A 16,198-nucleotide genomic window follows, 5' to 3' on the forward strand; every position below is an offset into this window, starting at 1 on the left:
TATTGGTTAACTGGCGCTCGGCCTTGTCGGACGGGATAGAGTGCAGCTAGGGTTAAAGGCGGTGGATTGGGGTGAAGAATGCGTAACCTTTTCATTGGCCTGGCAATCGCCCTGGCGGCGTCCGCGGCTCCCGCGACGGTCAAGTCGGGGATCGAGGCGTGGCAGGCCGGCGACGCTTCGCGCGCGGTCGCGCACTGGCGCCCGCTTGCCGAACAGGGCGACGCCGATGCCGCATTCAATCTCGGCCAGGCCTATCGGCTAGGAAAGGGCGTACCCCTCGATCTCGGCCAGGCGCAAAACTGGTTGGAACGGGCGGCGCGTAAGGGTCATGTCGATGCCCAGGCGACGCTTGGCCTACTATTATTCCAGAATGGCAATCGCGTTACCGCATTGCGATGGCTGAAAGGCGCCGCCGACACGGGCGATGCGCGGGCGTTGCTGATGGTCGGAACGGCGATGTTCAATGGCGACGGTGTACCGGCCGATCCGGTAACGGCCTACGCCCTTGTAAGCCGGGCCGCCGCGCAAGGCCTCGCCCCTGCCAAGGCAACACTTGCGGACATGGACGAAATCCTGCCGCTGGAGCAGCGGCAGAAGGGCGTCGCCCTTGCGCGGCAGATGGTGGCCGGAAAGGACGCGGCGCCAGTTCCGGCCGCGCCGCGCCGCCAGGCCGAGCAGCCAAGGCCCGCCACCGCCGAACCACCATCCCGGGTTGCCGCGCCATTGACCGGCAACTGGCGCATCCAGCTGGGCGCATTCGGCAAGAAAAGCTCGGCAGAAGATCTGTTCGCCCGACTATCGGGCAAGCTTGGCGGGCGTCAGGCCTTTTATGTCCCGGTAGGCGCGATGGTCCGGCTGCAGGCAGGTCCGTTCGAAAGTCGGGCCGCCGCATCCCAGGCCTGCAACCGGCTCGCCCCCCAGCCCTGTTTCGCGGTCGCCGGCCGCTAGTCCACGACCCAGGCCGAGCGCGGAATTCCCTGCGCCCACAACAGGGCATCCAGCCCATGATGATCGAGCTGGGCATCGGCCGCTGCCGCGAGCGCCGACTTGGCGCGAAAGGCCACGCCAAGGCCGGCTGCCTCGATCATCGGAATGTCGTTTGCGCCGTCGCCGACGGCGAGGCTGTCGGCCTCTCCGAGTCCCAGTTCGGTGCGGAGGCTCTCAAGGACCGCCAGCTTGGCGCGGGAATCGACAATTCGCCCTTGGGTTTCGCCGGTCAACGTTGCGCCGGCGACGCCAAGCACATTGGCTTCGAACCGCTCGAAGCCGAGCTGCCGGGCGATCGGCTGGACGAACGCCGTAAAGCCGCCGGACACCAGCACGGTCATTGCCCCGCGCTGCCGCATTGTCTTGACGAGGGTCGCCCCGCCCGGGCTCGGCCTGATCCTTTCCGCCAGGCATTGTTCGATCACCGCTTCGTCCAGCCCCTTGAGCAGGCCCACACGCTCCCGAAGCGCCGCTGCGAAATCCAGTTCGCCCTGCATTGCCCGCTCGGTGATCTCGGCGACCTGCTGCTTGACCCCGGCATAATCGGCGAGTTCGTCGATACATTCCTGCCCGATCATGGTGGAATCCATGTCGGCGACCAGCATGCACCTCTCGCGGGGGCCCGGCGGCTGGACGATGATGTCAACGCGTTCCCAGCCTTCGAGTACGCCGCGAACCGCGCTGCGCTCGATGTCGATTTCAAGATCTGCGGCATCGCCCCTGTCGATCCAGCGCGACAACCGCCCTCCCCCCAGGCGGCCAAGCGCCGCCTCTATCAGGCTTTCGTCCAGCCGTCCGGCTGCTATCAGCGTGGCAATGGTCAAGATAACGCCTCCGCTGGTGGTCATTGCCGGTCCGACCGCAAGCGGCAAGTCCGAGCTTGCCTTGCGCCTTGCGGAGCGCTGCGGCGGGGCCATTGTCAACGCCGACAGCGCACAAATCTACGACGCTCTGCCGATCCTTTCCGCTGCACCTTCAACACGGGATCGGGAACGCGCCGACCACCACCTCTACGCGATGCTCAACCCGGCGGTGCCGGGGTCCGCGGCCGATTGGGCCGAGGCTGCCAAAGCTCGGATCGCCGACCTGCATCGTGCAGGGCGCCTGCCGATCCTCGTCGGCGGGACCGGCCTTTACTTGCGCACGCTGATCGACGGCATTGCCCCCGTCCCGCCGATTGACCCGGCGATACGGGCCGAGGTCCGCGCGGCTAGTGTCTCGGAGAATCTGGCAGCGCTAACGACGCTCGATCCCGTCGCCGCCACACGACTCAATCCCGGCGACACTGCCCGCATCGCCCGGGCACTGGAAGTGGTTCGCTCGACCGGGGTCAGCCTAGCGGACTGGCAGCAGGAACGCAGCGGCGGGATCGGCGGCGCGGTGCTCCTCAACCCCCTCATCCTCCTGCCGCCCCGTCCATGGCTCTATGACCGCTGCGATCGCCGGTTCGAGGCGATGCTGGACCTGGGGGCGGTGGAGGAGGTCGAAGCGCTCCTGGCCAGGAACCTCGATCCCCGGCTGCCGGCGATGCGCGCGATCGGCGTCGAGGCGATCTCGGCAATGCTGCGCGGTGACTTCAGCCGAGATCAGGCGATTGCAGCCGGGCAACTTGCGACGCGCCAATATGCCAAGCGCCAATATACCTGGTTCGCGCACCAGCCGCCGGCCGACTGGCCGCGGTTCCAGGAACCCCTTGAAGATGAAGCCATCGAGCGTGCGCTGGCCCTGCTGGCGCTGAAGGAGTAGCCAACCGCAATGGAAGCGCTGACTGACAAAGACATCGACGGCGCCGCGCTCGCGGGAAAGCGGGTTGCGATTATCGGCTATGGCAACCAGGGCCGGGCCCAGGCGCTCAACCTGCGCGACAGCGGCATCGACGTCGTCGTCGGCCTTCGGGAAGGGTCGGGAAGCGCCGACCGGGCGACGGCCGACGCGATTCCCGTCACAGAATTTTCCGAAGCGGCCGCGCAAGCGGACCTGGTGATGATGCTGGTGCCCGACGAGGTGATGGCAGCGGTCTACCTCCGAATCGAACCCTGTATCCGGCCGGGCGCCGCGATTGGTTTCAGTCATGGTTTGGCGATCCGTTTTCAGTTCATCGTCCCTCGCCCCGACCTTGATGTCATCATGGTCGCGCCCAAGGGGCCAGGGACGGCGCTCCGGTCGCTATTTACCCAGGGCAAGGGGATGGTCGCGCTATTCGCGGTGGAGCGGGATTGCAGCGGCAATGCCGAACCGATGGCCCTTGCCTATGGCCAGGCACTGGGCTGCGGACGGGCCGGGCTTCTGCGCTCGAGCTTTGCCGAGGAATGTGAGGCCGACCTGTTCAATGAACAGGCGGTAGTGTGGGGCGCGGTGCCGGAAATCCTCATCGCCGGCTTCGATACGCTGATCGACGCCGGGATCAGCGAGGAAGTCGCCTATATGGAATGCGTGGGCGAATTGAAGCTGCTGGCGGAGCTGATCGAGGCGCGCGGCATCGCGGGCATGCGCGAAGCGATCAGCAATACCGCGGAGCTTGGCGCACTCGTCGGCGGAAGGCGCGTGATCGACTCGGCCAACCGCGCCCGAATGCGGGAAATCATGACAGAAATCCGCGAAGGGACATTCGCGGACCTGCTCCGTGAGGAAGAGGCCTCGGCCTATCCGAGGCTCCGCGAATCGCGGGCCCGATCGCGCGAGTTGCGCGTCGAGAAGGCCCGCAGCGCCCTGCTCCCCTAATCCTGTTGCTGCACCTGCATCTGCCGGTCGCCAACGGATGCGCGCTCGGTATAGGCACGCTGCAGCCGGCGGTGGGCGGCTTGGGCTTCGGGGTCGCCGGCGCTTAGCGCCAATTCCGCTTCTTCCGCGGCGCGACGGGCGAAATAGCCCTTGTCATATTCGCTCATGGCCAATCTCCCGCTACGGACAGGCGAGACTTAGCAGAACGCGCTCCTATTGTCGCCCAAATGATAAGGGGCGCCCGGCCTTGCCGGACGCCCCTCGTTGTCGCGACAATCCGCCTTAGAAGCGGGTGCCGAGGGTCATTGCGACCTGGTTGCGCGCCACACCATGTTCGTAGTTGGAATGGCGATATTCGGCGCCAACATAGGCCTTGCCGGACAAGGCCATCTGGCCGCCCGCACCGATGCGATATCCATCGAGGTTGTCCGACGCGCTGATAACGCCGTCGGTCGCCTTGAACTTGGCGTTGGTATAGCCGCCCTTCACATAGAGATTCGCGGTCGGCGAGACTGCGAAGTTGAGGCGGCCACCGGCATAAAGGTCGCGGCCCGACTTGACCTGAGCAACGTCGGGATCGCCTTCCTTCTGGGTCGACTTGCTGGCTTCGACATCGGCGCCAATCGAAACGCCGTTGCCGACGGCGACATCATAGCCGGCGCCCAGGCCGAACAGTGCGCCGCCATCCTTTTCGCCGGCAGCCTTCACCCGGTCATAGCCGGCGATTGCCTCGACACGCGGACCGACCGGGGCGGCATTCTGGGCCAGCGCCGGAGTGGCAGAAAGAACGGCAGCCGTAGCGGCAGTAGCGAACAGAATCTTTTTCACAATCATGCTCCATTGTTTCGCCTGTCCAGCCCGTTCGGACATGGATAGGCGCTCTCAAAAGCGACATAAAAACAGTCGCTTCCGTCATATTCCTGTTATGCCGTGTGGACCGGCAGCCCCTGCCGCTCATTTGGGCAATCAACTTGTCGCTTCAATGAACGGCGCTGACCCAAACCATTCAGGAAGGATAGGTTCCTGTTTAAAACCAGATGCTTGGGCGGCCCGAAAATTTTTTGCGATGGAGCGAGTGGAGTGTTTAGCGCCGGCCAAACAGCTTCTCGATCTCGCCATGCCCCAGCTTCACCCAGGTCGGACGGCCGTGATTGCACTGCCCGCTATGGGGGGTGACCTCGATTTCGCGGAGCAGCGCATTCATTTCGGCGACCGAAAGAACGCGCCCTGCCCGCACCGACCCATGGCAGGCAATGGTAGCCGCGACGTGGTCGAGCTTTTCGCCGAGCGAGAGCGCGGTCCCCAGTTCAGACAGTTCAGCCGCCAGGTCATTGAGTAATCCGCTGACATCGGTCTTTCCAAGGGCCGCAGGGACCGCGCGAACCAGGATCGACGTTGGTCCGAACCGGTCGATCTCCAGGCCCAGGCGAAGCAGGTCCGCAGCTGCGTCCTCGATTCGATCGCAGTCGGTTTCTTCCATCTCGACCACGTCGGGAACAAGCAGTGCCTGGCGGGCGACTTCGTGGCCCCGGGTCGCGGCGCGCATCCGTTCGAGTACCAGCCGTTCATGGGCGGCATGCTGGTCGACGATGACGAGGCCGTCGGCGGCCTCCGCGACGATATAGGTGGCCGCTACCTGGCCGCGGGCAATCCCCAGCGGATAGGCCGGCTCCGATGGCGCGACGGGGTCCGCGATGCTGGCACGACCTTGCGGGAGGAAATCCATCGACAGGTCGGCGACGACCGCGCGCGCACCAGCGGAATCGGAAGCCGGCCCGGACCACAGCCGCGGTTCCGCAGGCTCGACCGGCTCGACCTGCCACGCGGCGGGTTGGGCAAATTGGTCGCGCGCGACGCTGCGGTGTCCGGCTTCATCGAGCGCGGTGCGCAGGCCGCCGACGATAAGCCCGCGTACTGCCGCCGGATCGCGAAACCGGACCTCGGTCTTGGCGGGATGGACGTTGATGTCGACTTCATCCGTCGGTACCTCGACGAACAGCGCCGCCACCGGGTGGCGGTCGCGGGCAAGCAGGTCGCGGTAAGCGGCACGAAGCGACCCGACCAATAGCCGGTCCTTCACCGGCCTCGAATTGACGAATAGATATTGCTGGTCAGCCATTCCGCGATTGAAGGTCGGCAGGCTCACGACGCCAGTCAGGCGGATGCCATTGCGTACACAGTCGATGCCAAGGCCATGCCGGTCGAGTTCGTGACTCAATAATTCCGCGACCCGCTTCGGCGGCTCGGCGGGGTGAAGCGACAAGATGGTCCGCCCGTCATGCTCCAGTGCGAAGGCGACGTCCGGACGGGCCATGGCGAGTCGCTTCACCACGTCGAGGCAGGCAGCATATTCCGCCCTTGCGCTGCGGAGGAACTTGCGCCGGGCGGGTACTTTGTCGAAGAGCGCTTCGACCCGCACCCGGGTCCCGGGCGGTAGCGCGGCAGGCCCCTCCTCCTCGGCCACCCCGTGATCGATCTTCGTCCGCCATCCCTCGGCGCCCCGAACCCGACTTTCCAGCGTCAGTCGCGACACGCTGGCGATGGACGGCAGCGCCTCGCCGCGAAAGCCGAAGCTGGTCACTGCCTCAATCGCGTCGTCAGGCAGCTTGGAGGTCGCGTGCCGCTCGAGCGCGAGGCGCATGTCGGCGGGCGTCATTCCCGAACCGTCGTCGGCCACCTCGATCCGGTCCAGCCCTCCTGCCGATAGGCGGATCGACACCGCACCGGCGCCGGCGTCGAGACCGTTTTCAATTAACTCCTTGAGCGCACTGGCAGGACGTTCGACCACCTCGCCGGCGGCGATGCGATTGATGAGTTCGGAAGGCAGCCTTCTTATTGACATGGGGCCTGTCCTAGCCCAATCGATGTTCACCCTTGAAGCGCGGAATTTTTCCGGAAATTCATGCTGGATTTACAAGGGCTTGAATAAAGGGTGGTGAATCGGGTCGGGGCACTCGGCCTTCTTCCAACATCGATAGGCGAGAGACGGGAAAAGCATGTTCTGGACGCGCTGGTTCAAATGGATGTCGCACGACATGGCGATCGACCTCGGAACGGCCAATACGCTGGTTTATGTGCGTGGTCGCGGGATCGTGCTCAACGAGCCGTCCGTGGTGGCAATCGAAACGATCAACGGCACCAAGAAGGTCAAGGCAGTCGGCGAAGACGCCAAGCTGATGATGGGCAAGACCCCCGACCAGATCGAGGCCATCCGGCCTTTGCGTGACGGCGTCATCGCCGACATCGACGTCGCCGAGCAGATGATCAAGCATTTCATCCATAAGGTGCATGGCGGCAAGATGCGCGCCTGGCGCTTCCCCGAGATCGTGATTTGCGTTCCGTCGGGATCGACCAGCGTCGAGCGCCGCGCGATCCGCGACGCCGCGAGCAACGCCGGCGCCTCGGCCGTCTATCTGATCGAAGAGCCGATGGCTGCCGCGATTGGCGCCGACATGCCGGTAACGCAGCCGATCGGGTCGATGGTCGTCGATATTGGCGGTGGGACGACCGAAGTCGCGGTGCTCTCGCTTCGCGGCCTCGCCTATACCACTTCAGTCCGTGTCGGCGGCGACAAGATGGACGAAGCCATTTCCTCCTATGTCCGGCGCAACCACAATCTGCTGATCGGCGAAGCTACGGCGGAGCGGATCAAGAAGGAAGTCGGGATCGCCAAGCCGCCGGTCGACGGCATCGGGACCACGGTACACATCAAGGGCCGCGACCTGGTCAACGGCGTGCCCAAGGAAATCTCGATCAACCAGGGCCAGATCGCCGAAGCCCTGTCGGAACCGGTCGGCACGATCGTCGAAGGCGTTCGCATTGCGCTGGAAAACACTGCGCCAGAACTGGCCGCCGACATCTGCGACCAAGGCATCGTCCTCACGGGCGGCGGCGCGCTACTTCAGGGTCTCGACGAGGTATTACGCGACGAGACCGGGCTGCCCGTGACCGTAGCCGAGGATCCGTTGACCTGCGTCGCCCTCGGGACCGGCCGGGCGCTCGAGGAAGAGCAGTTCCGCGGCGTCCTCCAGACGGCCTAAGCGATAGCTATGGCGGCCTCGGCGGGACCGCGCCCGGGCTGGTCGAGGCGCGCTCAATATAGTCTGTTCTTCAGTTTCCTGGCGGTCGTCGCCGGGATGATTGTCGGGCTGGTCCTGCTGATCCTTTCGCTTGTGGCCCCCCAAAGCTATGCCGCCGTGCGCGGAGCGGCGCTCGACGTGACGGCGCCCATCGGCGGCGCGCTGAATGAAGTTACGACGACCGTTACGGGTCTGGTCGGCGGAGCCGGGGACTATTGGAACGCCGCCAACCAGAATGCCCGGCTGAAGCGCGACCGCGCGGCCCTGATGCGGCGGATGGTCGAAGCCCGCGCTATCCTTGAGGAGAACCAGCAGCTCAAGGCCGCGCTGCAGCTTCGCGAACGCAGTCAGGACGCCATCGCGGCGGGCCGGATCGTCGGCTCCTCGCTCGACAGCCCGCGGCGGTTCGCGATCATTTCGGTGGGGACCAACGAGGGCATCGAGATTGGTATGCCGGTACGCGCCGCCGAAGGGCTGATCGGCCGGATCATCGACGCCGGCGCCGTAGCCAGCCGGGTCCTACTGGTCAGCGACCGGGCCAACGTCGTTCCGGCGCGGATTCTCAAGGGCGGGCAGCCGGTCATCGCGACCGGTCGCGGTGACGGGACCGTTGATGTTCGACCACTCGAGGTAGGCAAGAACCCTTTCAGGCCGGGCGACATCATCGTCACGTCCGGCGCGGGCGGCCTCTACCCGCCGCTGATCCCGATTGCCAAGGTCATTCGTCTGGATGACGATGGAGCGATTGCGATCCCGATCGCCGACCCCGCCAGAGTCAGCTTTGCGATTGTGCAGCGGCCCTATGAGCCGATGGCCCAGGCAGCGAGCGCGGCCGGCAGCGAGGATCTCTGATGGTCCGGTCGGCGCTGGGGTCGAAGAGCGCGCGCCTTAATCGCGGGCCCCGCCCTGGCGCCGAATATTGGCCTGCCGCCACCGTGATGGTCGGCGCGCTGCTCTCCTTGCTTCCCATCGTGTCGGCAACGGGCTGGTGGCCCGATTTCGGGCTGCAGCTACTGGTTGCCTGGCGCCTTCTGCGAGCGGATGCGTGGCCGGCATGGTGGGCCGCGCCGATGGGGCTCGCCAACGATCTCATTCTCGGTAATCCGATCGGCTTGTCGATGGTATTCTGGCCTGCGATCATGATCGCCATGGACATCCTCGACCGCCGCACCATGTGGCGCGATTATTGGGTCGAATGGGCGATCGCGGCACTATTTTTGGCGATGGTCGAGCTGGCGCAGTGGCAGGCCGCAGCAATGCTGGGCGCCCCCGTCCCCCTTAAGTCCACCGCCGCTCCGGCGATCATCGTCGCGGTGCTGGTCTTTCCGGTCACTGCCCTGATCGTCACAAAGATTGACCGCTGGAGGCTGGGGCGATGAGAAAACCGCGTTTCACGGCGGCGCACCAGTCGATCACCTTTTCGCGCCGGATGATGCTTGTCGGCGGGATGCAGGCCACATTCGGCGGCATATTGCTTGCCCGCCTGGGCTATCTGTCGGTTGCGCAGAATGAACATTACCAGCTGCTGAGCGAAGATAATCGTGTCCAGCTGATCATCGTGCCTCCCCGGCGGGGATGGATTATCGATCGCAACAACAAGCCGATCGCCATCAATCGATCCGACTTCCGGATCGATATCATTCCCGAACAGCTGGAACGGCCGACGGAAACGTTGCGAACGTTAACCCGCGCGCTGGACCTGACTCCGGACGACGTCGACCGGATCATCAAGGAACTGAAGGCCGCACGGGGATACCAGCCTGTTCAGGTCGCGGAAAATGTCCCCTACGAAAATTATGCGGCCGTCACGGTGAGATTGCCCGAACTGCCCGGTGTCCAGCCGATGCGGGGCTTTTCCCGCTATTATCCCTCGGGGCCAGCGGTTGGTCACCTGGTCGGTTACGTTGGCGCAGCCTCGGCCAAGGAATATGAGGAAGAGAAGAACCCGCTGCTGGTGACGCCCGGCTTCAAAATCGGCAAGGAGGGCCTGGAAAAGACCCTTGAGCCAAAACTGCGCGGCCAGCCCGGCGGGCAGCGCGTCGAATTGACCGCTCGCGGAAAGCTGGTCCGCGAGCTCGAACCGAAGCCCGACCGGTCGGGCGAGACGGTCCAGCTGGCGATCGATGCCGGGCTGCAGGAATATGCCGCCCGTCGCCTTGGCGAAGAATCGGGCAGCTGCACGATCATCGATTGCCTTACCGGCGACCTGTTGTGCATGGCTTCGATGCCCGCCTACGACCCCAACAGTTTTTCCGACGGCATTGGCCAGACCGAGTGGCGCATGCTGGCCGAGGACCAACGGCGGCCGCTGCTCAACAAGACCCTGCAGGCGCTTTACCCCCCGGGTTCGACGATCAAGCCGATGGGCGCCTTGGCCATTCTGGCCGCGGGGATCGATCCCGACGAGACCATCCACTGTCCCGGCGGATACCGGCTCGGAAACCGTTTCTTCCGCTGCCTCGGCCGGCATGGCTCGGTCAACATGCGGCGGGCGATCGCCAAGAGCTGCAACACCTATTTCTACGCGATGGGCCATCGCATTGGCTATGATGCCATCGCGCCGATGGCCAAGCGCCTCGGGCTCGGTGCCAGGTTCGACCTCCCGGTCGTCAGCCAAAGCTATGGGACCGTCCCCAACAGCGAATGGAAAGCGCGCAAGTTCAAGGCTAACCCGCGCCTGATCGAACGGCCCGACTGGACCGCGTCGGACACGCTCAATGCCTCGATCGGCCAAGGATATCTGATTCTTAATCCGCTGCAGCTGGCGGTGATGTCGGCGCGCATCGCATCAGGCCGAAACCTCCACCCGCAGCTGATCGGTCGGCACGAAAAGCCCGCCCCCTCCCTCGGGATTCCCCAGGAACATCTCGACGCGGTGCGCGGCGGCATGTGGGAGGTCGTCAACGGGGACGGCACGGCGGGCGCAAGCCGGCTCCAGCTGCCTGGGATCGAGATGTGCGGAAAAACCGGTACCGCTCAGGTGCGCAAGATTACCGGCAGCCAGCGCGGCCAGTCGGGCGACTGGAAATATCGCGACCACGGCCTGTTCGTCTTCTTCGCGCCCTACGACAATCCGCGTTATGCCGGCTCGGTTGTCATCGAACATGGGCTCGGCGGCTCGCGCGCCGCGGCGCCGGTCGCCAAGGATGTGCTCACCTATCTGTTCGATCGGGAACAGGCGCTGAAATCGCTTGCCGCGCTCGAGGAACAATGGGGTGGCACGCTTATGGAGCGGACGGCGCGCCGGGAGGCACAGTTTAAGGCCATGTCGAAATCGGCAGCAGGGCTTGGCGCATGATCAGTTCGGCAATCATTCCCCAGCCGCTGGCCCGCCTGCCCTGGCGTCTGATCCTGCTGGTGGCGATCATCTGCACGATCGGCATCGTTACCCTTTTTTCTGCTGCCGGTGGGTCCTGGTCGCCCTGGGCGATCAAGCAGGCGATCACCATCCTTGCCTTCTTCGCGCTGGCAGTCGCGATCAGCTACATCCCCGAAAATTTCATCAAGCAGGTCACCTTCCCGACCTATGTCTTTATTCTGCTGCTGCTCATCGCGGTGGAAATGGTCGGCTTCGTCGGCAAGGGGGCACAGCGGTGGATCGACCTGGGATTTATCCGGCTGCAACCATCGGAATTCATGAAGCCCGCCGTCTGCCTGATGCTTGCCCGGTTCTACGACCTTCTGCCCATCGCCGATGTCCGCCGCTGGCGCGGACTTTGGCCGGCTGCCCTGCTGGTCCTCCTGCCTTGGGGCATGATCCTCGTCCAGCCGGACCTTGGCACCGCGACGATGGTGCTGGTCGGCGGGTTGACCGTGATGTTCGTAGCCGGCCTTCCGATGTGGTATTTCCTAGCGGGTGCGGGGGCTCTCGCCGCGGCGCTGCCCGTCGTCTACGCGATGATGCACGAATATCAGCGCAAGCGCGTGCTGATCTTCCTTGAACCGGAAGCCGATCCGCTTGGCGCCGGCTATCATATCAGTCAGTCGAAGATCGCCATCGGATCGGGCGGCGTCTGGGGCAAGGGCTATCTCAACGGAAGCCAAAGCCACCTCCAATATCTGCCCGAGGGCCATACCGACTTCGTCTTCGCCGCATTTGTTGAGGAATGGGGCCTGATCGGCGGCGTGCTGCTGATCCTGGCCTTCGCCATGGTCGTCCGCTGGGGCATGCGGGTCAGCCAGAAAAGCAAGACGCGGTTTGCGCAACTGTCCGCAGCCGGCCTGTCGATGACCATATTCTTCTATGTCACGGTCAACCTGATGATGGTCATGGGCTTGGCGCCGGTCGTCGGGATACCGCTGCCCTTGGTCAGCTTCGGCGGATCGGCGGTCATGACCGTGATGATTTGCCTGGGGCTGCTGATGGGCTTTGAACGGCGCTCGCGCACCCGCTCGACCTTGAGCTGACGGAGCTAATCCAGAAACGGGCGCATCGCCTCGCCCCGCCCCCGTGCAGCAGCGGTTCGGCGATCAGCGATGATCGCCCAAGTTTTTCCATCAAGGGCGTTGCGCGGAACAAAGACTCTTGTTAGAGGCCCGCCCGCGCCCCCGCTTCCAAGCGGCCAGCGCGCTGCCTGACAGGCACGGACGCATAGCTCAGTTGGTAGAGCAGCTGACTCTTAACCCTAATTTGGGCGCAGTTTTTTCTGCTGTTTTTCAGATACTTAGGTGCAAACAGAGACATACCTGTCTCACCCGAATGTCTCACCCTTGATGATGACGCTAGTCGAGTTTTTTGCCGCCATAACTATGCTTCCGTTAGGATTGCGGGCGGCAATCCGATCTGCGGTCGCCAATGCGGCACCGCGAACGCAAGAAGCTCGGGAAAGGACCGCTGGCTGCCTTTTTGCCCTTAGCCAATCCTCGAAGTCGGCTCGCATCACGCGGCGGTGTTTGCGGCCAGGACAGACGGTCGGCATTTCGCACATCAGTCGGCCAGCTTGCTTGCTGCTGATCTGCAGCAATCGAGCAATGTCCGACCGAGTAAGAAAATCACGCACAACTAGAAAATACCCCGTTTTGGGGTATTTGCAATCCCATCTCTACGATTTCTAGATGGCTAAGCGAGACGCTCATGACGATCGCTATGTGCGGGCAATCGAAGCACTTCGGATCGCTAGGCATAACGCGCGCATCACACAGGTTGAACTTGCAACCGCGCTCGGCAAGCGCCAGCAGTTCGTGTCGAAGTACGAGTCTGGTGAACGCCGGCTCGACATAATCGAGTTCTTGGATGTGGCGAAGGCCCTCGAATTGGATATCGAGTCAACGCTTCGGGACATGATCGAACCTAGGCGCGTCTAATATTATAATCTTCGCCTTGTTTTTCCTGCTCCGGCCGTCAGAACTGAGATGCCGAAGTAAGGGGTGGGGATGGCAGGCACAATCGAGATTGTTCTGAACGAGCATTTGTCAGGGTTGCTTCGAGCGAAGCGCGCTGAATGGAGCAAACCTGGAACTGTGCGCTGCGAAAATACCGGCGTGCTTGAAGCCTCAGGACTTAGGCCAGACATCGTCGTGGCCCACGACCCCAAATTCCCGGTCGCAATTGAAACAGAGCTCGCACCCGCTTCAACCGTGGAGGCTGATGCCAAGAGTCGTGTGGGGCAAAAGTATAAGCCGACCGGCGGTACGATTTACTCTGCGATCGCGCTCAAACTACCCGACAAATATCGGAAGCTCTCGGGAGCCGAGATCGCCGCCGCTTTCGCGGTCGAGACGCAGTTTAGCTACTGCATATTATACGGCGAAAATCAGGCTGAAACCCAAAGGTGGCCGGAGGCCGGCTTCGTAGTGGGCACTCTAGATGACTTGGCATTTGCCATTTCGACTGCGCGTGCCTCTCCGCACCTTATTGAGGAGGCTTCGGCCTTACTACAGCAAGGGGCAACAGTCTTAGCGAGCCTTTTGGAAGCCGGAACACCAAGCCACCCTGGCATGGCCGAAAAGTTCGCAAACTGTCTCAAACAGGACGCAAACATCCAGTCGTTCCGCATGGCGGCGACCATAATAATCAACGCCTTTGTCTTCCAAGAGAAACTCGCCGGCGGCGTGGGGGAACTCTCGTCGGTATCATCCATCTACGAGTTTGATTCGACGCCCGGGAAACTTGAAGTGATTGCCGCGTGGCAGCAGATCCTCGAAATCAACTATTGGCCGATTTTCGGCATTGCTTCCGATCTCTTGCGTTTCATTCCCGGTGAGGTCTGGAAGTCGTTCATCGACGAAGCTTTGAGAACTGCTGACCAGCTCGTCAGCCTAAACTTGGGGGGAAATCCCGACCTAATCGGCACAGTCTTTCAGAAGCTCATTTCGGACCGCCGTTTCCTGGCGACTTTCTACACCGCCCCGTCATCGGCGGCGCTCTTGAGCCGCCTGGTTATCCCGCAGCTGCCCCGCACAGTTGAGGAGGCCCTGCCCGAAGGCGTGGGCAATCTGCGAATTGCCGACTTCGCATGCGGAACTGGTTCGCTCCTATCCGCCGCATACGGCGAGGTACGGCGAGTAGTTGAACAAAATGGTTACGATAGCGCCGCAGTCCACAAATGCTTGATGGAGGAAGCAATTGTCGGCTGCGACGTCGTTCCTTCCGCAACACATATAACTGCGTCCCAGCTTTCATCTGCGCACCCAGAGGCGCAATATAACCATACTAAGATCCTCACGCTGCCATTCGGGGTAGGTACGGGTGGAGCGGTGTCGCTTGGAGCAGTCGATCTGCTTGAGAAGCAGGGCGCCTTATCTACGATCGCAATCTCGGCATCGCAGGCTGGAGCCTCTGGCGAGAAAATCGTGGATCCTTGGCTCACAGTAGGCGGGGCGTCAGTTCACGATCAGGACTTTGACTTTGTGCTAATGAATCCACCGTTCACACGGTTGACCGGTGGTGGCGGCAAGACAAAGCAAACCACTAGGCCCCTATTCGCGGCGTTTGGTACGACGACCACCGATCAGGAGCAGATGTCGAAACGGGCCGGAAAGCTAACGAGCGACACCGTTTATCATGCCAACGCGGGCGCAGGCTCGCTGTTTGCCGAGATAGCTCACCGAAAGATTAAGTATGGCGGACGGGTAGGCTTGATACTTCAGCTTGCAGCGTTCTCCGGCGCCTCTTGGGAGGCATGTCGAAAGCTATGGGGCAAGGCATACAAAGATATAATCATGCTCTCTATCGCGAGGGGCCGCCCAAAAGAAACGGCATTTTCTGCCGACACCGGCACACCCGAAGCAATGATTGTCATGACGCGTGGGGCTCCTGATGATCGGCTTACAAGCGTAAGCTTGCTTCGTCGGCCTACTTCCATCCTAGAAGGTGCGGAGGTTGCTAATGAGATTCTTCGACTGAGAGCAAGCGGCGTCCTAAGCAGGCTAGAGGACGGTCCTCTGGGCGGCACTCCAATTTATCTCGGCGATGAAAAGGTCGGTGAGGCAATCACTGCGCCAAAACCTGAATCAGGAACTTGGTCCTTATTCAGAATTAAAGACCATTCTGTCGCTCAAACAGCATTTCACCTGACTTTGGGCAAGCTTTGGTTGCCTGGCATGCTCGCGGCCGACGTAATTTCTCTATCCATATGCCAAATGAAAAAGGTCGGCAAAGCTGGACCATACCATTTGGATGTGAGCGGCTCCACAACTTCTGGGGGAGCGCCACGAGGCCCCTTCAAGATTGCGCGGACGAGGTCTCCACAAAGCGTGTCGTATCCAATCTTGGCGGCTCATGATGAAAAGCGTGAAAGGACTCTGGTCATTGACGGCGATTCCGAAGGTTTGGTGCGCACGTCCCCCGATCCAATCGTTCGCGAAAAAATAAGCGCTCGCCTGGAGAACATTTGGAACCAGCGTTCATCTATACATATCGCGACTGACCTACAGTTTAACTCAAATGCACTAGTGGCGGCCGTTACTAGTCGCGAAGCAGTTGGCGGGAGGGCATGGCCGTCTGTGGTGCTCCATGACAAACTGCACACAAACGTCATTTCGTTGTGGCTGAACTCAACATTCGGCATATTGAGCTATTGGTGGATCGCGAACAAAGGCCAAGCGGGCCGGGGATCAGTCACCACCAGCAGACTAGAATCTCTCGCAATTCTCGATCCGACTTCTTTGGCTTCCGAGCAATTGGCGTCCGCTGATGTTTTTTTTGACGGGATAAAGGCTTCCAAACTCATGGACGTTCACGAGCTCGCGGTAGATCCTGTGCGCGCTCAAATAGACGACTTTATCATCAACCTCTTAGTCTCAGGAGATGCGCGCGTTACTGTTCGCCAAGCGCTTCAAACGCTGAGGAATAAGTTAGCTGAGGAACCCTCGATCTGTGGTGGTCGCCGCGTCGGCGAACCAGATGAGGGTAGCGACGAGGAGGAGGAATTTTCGGGCGTGGACGAAGCTGTCGACGCTTAGACCCGTTC

Annotated in this window: 14 protein-coding genes; 10 read left to right on the plus strand and 4 right to left on the minus strand. The window is 62.3% G+C overall.

Features of this window, described 5'->3' with window-relative positions:
* Positions 1-78 precede the first annotated feature (78 nt).
* Positions 79-948, plus strand: a complete 870-nt coding sequence (locus FMM02_RS01125) for an SPOR domain-containing protein (RefSeq protein ID WP_147493141.1) — start codon at positions 79-81, stop codon at positions 946-948.
* Here the strand turns inward: FMM02_RS01125 and serB are convergent.
* Positions 945-1,835 (minus strand): phosphoserine phosphatase SerB, encoded by an 891-nt coding sequence (serB, locus tag FMM02_RS01130; RefSeq protein WP_147493142.1) that lies wholly within the window; start codon positions 1,833-1,835, stop codon positions 945-947. The genes FMM02_RS01125 and serB overlap by 4 nt on opposite strands.
* Between serB and miaA the strand changes: the two genes are divergently transcribed.
* Together miaA and ilvC are read left to right on the plus strand one after the other, a co-directional pair.
* Entirely contained in the window at positions 1,804-2,733 is a 930-nt protein-coding gene (gene miaA / locus FMM02_RS01135) for a tRNA (adenosine(37)-N6)-dimethylallyltransferase MiaA (RefSeq protein WP_147493143.1), read from the plus strand. The genes serB and miaA overlap by 32 nt on opposite strands.
* A gap of 9 nt (positions 2,734-2,742) precedes the next feature.
* Entirely contained in the window at positions 2,743-3,708 is a 966-nt protein-coding gene (ilvC, locus tag FMM02_RS01140; RefSeq protein WP_147493144.1) for a ketol-acid reductoisomerase, read from the plus strand.
* On the opposite strand, the gene FMM02_RS11130 is transcribed toward ilvC, so the two are convergent.
* From FMM02_RS11130 to mutL, 3 genes are all read right to left on the minus strand, one after another.
* Positions 3,705-3,875 carry a hypothetical protein gene (locus FMM02_RS11130; RefSeq protein WP_187107803.1) on the minus strand — a complete coding sequence of 57 codons (171 nt, stop codon included), beginning with the start codon at positions 3,873-3,875 and terminating at the stop codon, positions 3,705-3,707. The two genes, ilvC and FMM02_RS11130, sit on opposite strands and share 4 nt — an antisense overlap.
* Before the next feature lie 115 nt (positions 3,876-3,990).
* The gene (locus FMM02_RS01145) at positions 3,991-4,536 is read right to left on the minus strand and encodes a porin family protein (protein ID WP_246104793.1); all 546 of its coding nucleotides are present in this window, start codon (positions 4,534-4,536) and stop codon (positions 3,991-3,993) included.
* Positions 4,537-4,792: 256 nt separating this feature from the next.
* Complete coding sequence (mutL, locus tag FMM02_RS01150; RefSeq protein WP_147493146.1) at positions 4,793-6,550, minus strand: DNA mismatch repair endonuclease MutL; 1,758 nt, start codon at positions 6,548-6,550, stop codon at positions 4,793-4,795.
* A gap of 154 nt (positions 6,551-6,704) precedes the next feature.
* On the opposite strand from mutL, the gene FMM02_RS01155 reads away from it, so the two are divergent.
* From FMM02_RS01155 to FMM02_RS01185, 7 genes are all read left to right on the plus strand, one after another.
* Positions 6,705-7,748, plus strand: a complete 1,044-nt coding sequence (locus FMM02_RS01155; protein ID WP_147493147.1) for a rod shape-determining protein — start codon at positions 6,705-6,707, stop codon at positions 7,746-7,748.
* Positions 7,749-7,757: 9 nt separating this feature from the next.
* Positions 7,758-8,639 carry a rod shape-determining protein MreC gene (locus tag FMM02_RS01160; RefSeq protein WP_147493148.1) on the plus strand — a complete coding sequence of 294 codons (882 nt, stop codon included), beginning with the start codon at positions 7,758-7,760 and terminating at the stop codon, positions 8,637-8,639.
* Complete coding sequence (locus FMM02_RS01165) at positions 8,639-9,166, plus strand: rod shape-determining protein MreD (RefSeq protein ID WP_147493149.1); 528 nt, start codon at positions 8,639-8,641, stop codon at positions 9,164-9,166. Before FMM02_RS01160 ends, FMM02_RS01165 begins: the two co-directional genes overlap by 1 nt.
* Positions 9,163-11,085: a penicillin-binding protein 2 gene (gene mrdA, locus FMM02_RS01170; protein WP_147493150.1), complete on the plus strand. Its 1,923-nt coding sequence runs from the start codon at positions 9,163-9,165 to the stop codon at positions 11,083-11,085. The genes FMM02_RS01165 and mrdA overlap by 4 nt, the downstream gene beginning before the upstream one ends.
* Positions 11,082-12,194 (plus strand): rod shape-determining protein RodA, encoded by a 1,113-nt coding sequence (rodA, locus tag FMM02_RS01175; RefSeq protein WP_147493151.1) that lies wholly within the window; start codon positions 11,082-11,084, stop codon positions 12,192-12,194. Before mrdA ends, rodA begins: the two co-directional genes overlap by 4 nt.
* Before the next feature lie 648 nt (positions 12,195-12,842).
* Positions 12,843-13,091, plus strand: a complete 249-nt coding sequence (locus FMM02_RS01180) for a helix-turn-helix domain-containing protein (protein ID WP_147493152.1) — start codon at positions 12,843-12,845, stop codon at positions 13,089-13,091.
* Between the two features lie 69 nt (positions 13,092-13,160).
* The gene (locus tag FMM02_RS01185; protein WP_147493153.1) at positions 13,161-16,190 is read left to right on the plus strand and encodes a DNA methyltransferase family protein; all 3,030 of its coding nucleotides are present in this window, start codon (positions 13,161-13,163) and stop codon (positions 16,188-16,190) included.
* The last annotated feature ends 8 nt before the right edge of the window (positions 16,191-16,198 follow it).

It is taken from the genome of Sphingomonas xanthus, from assembly GCF_007998985.1.
Lineage (GTDB): Bacteria > Pseudomonadota > Alphaproteobacteria > Sphingomonadales > Sphingomonadaceae > Sphingomicrobium > Sphingomicrobium xanthum.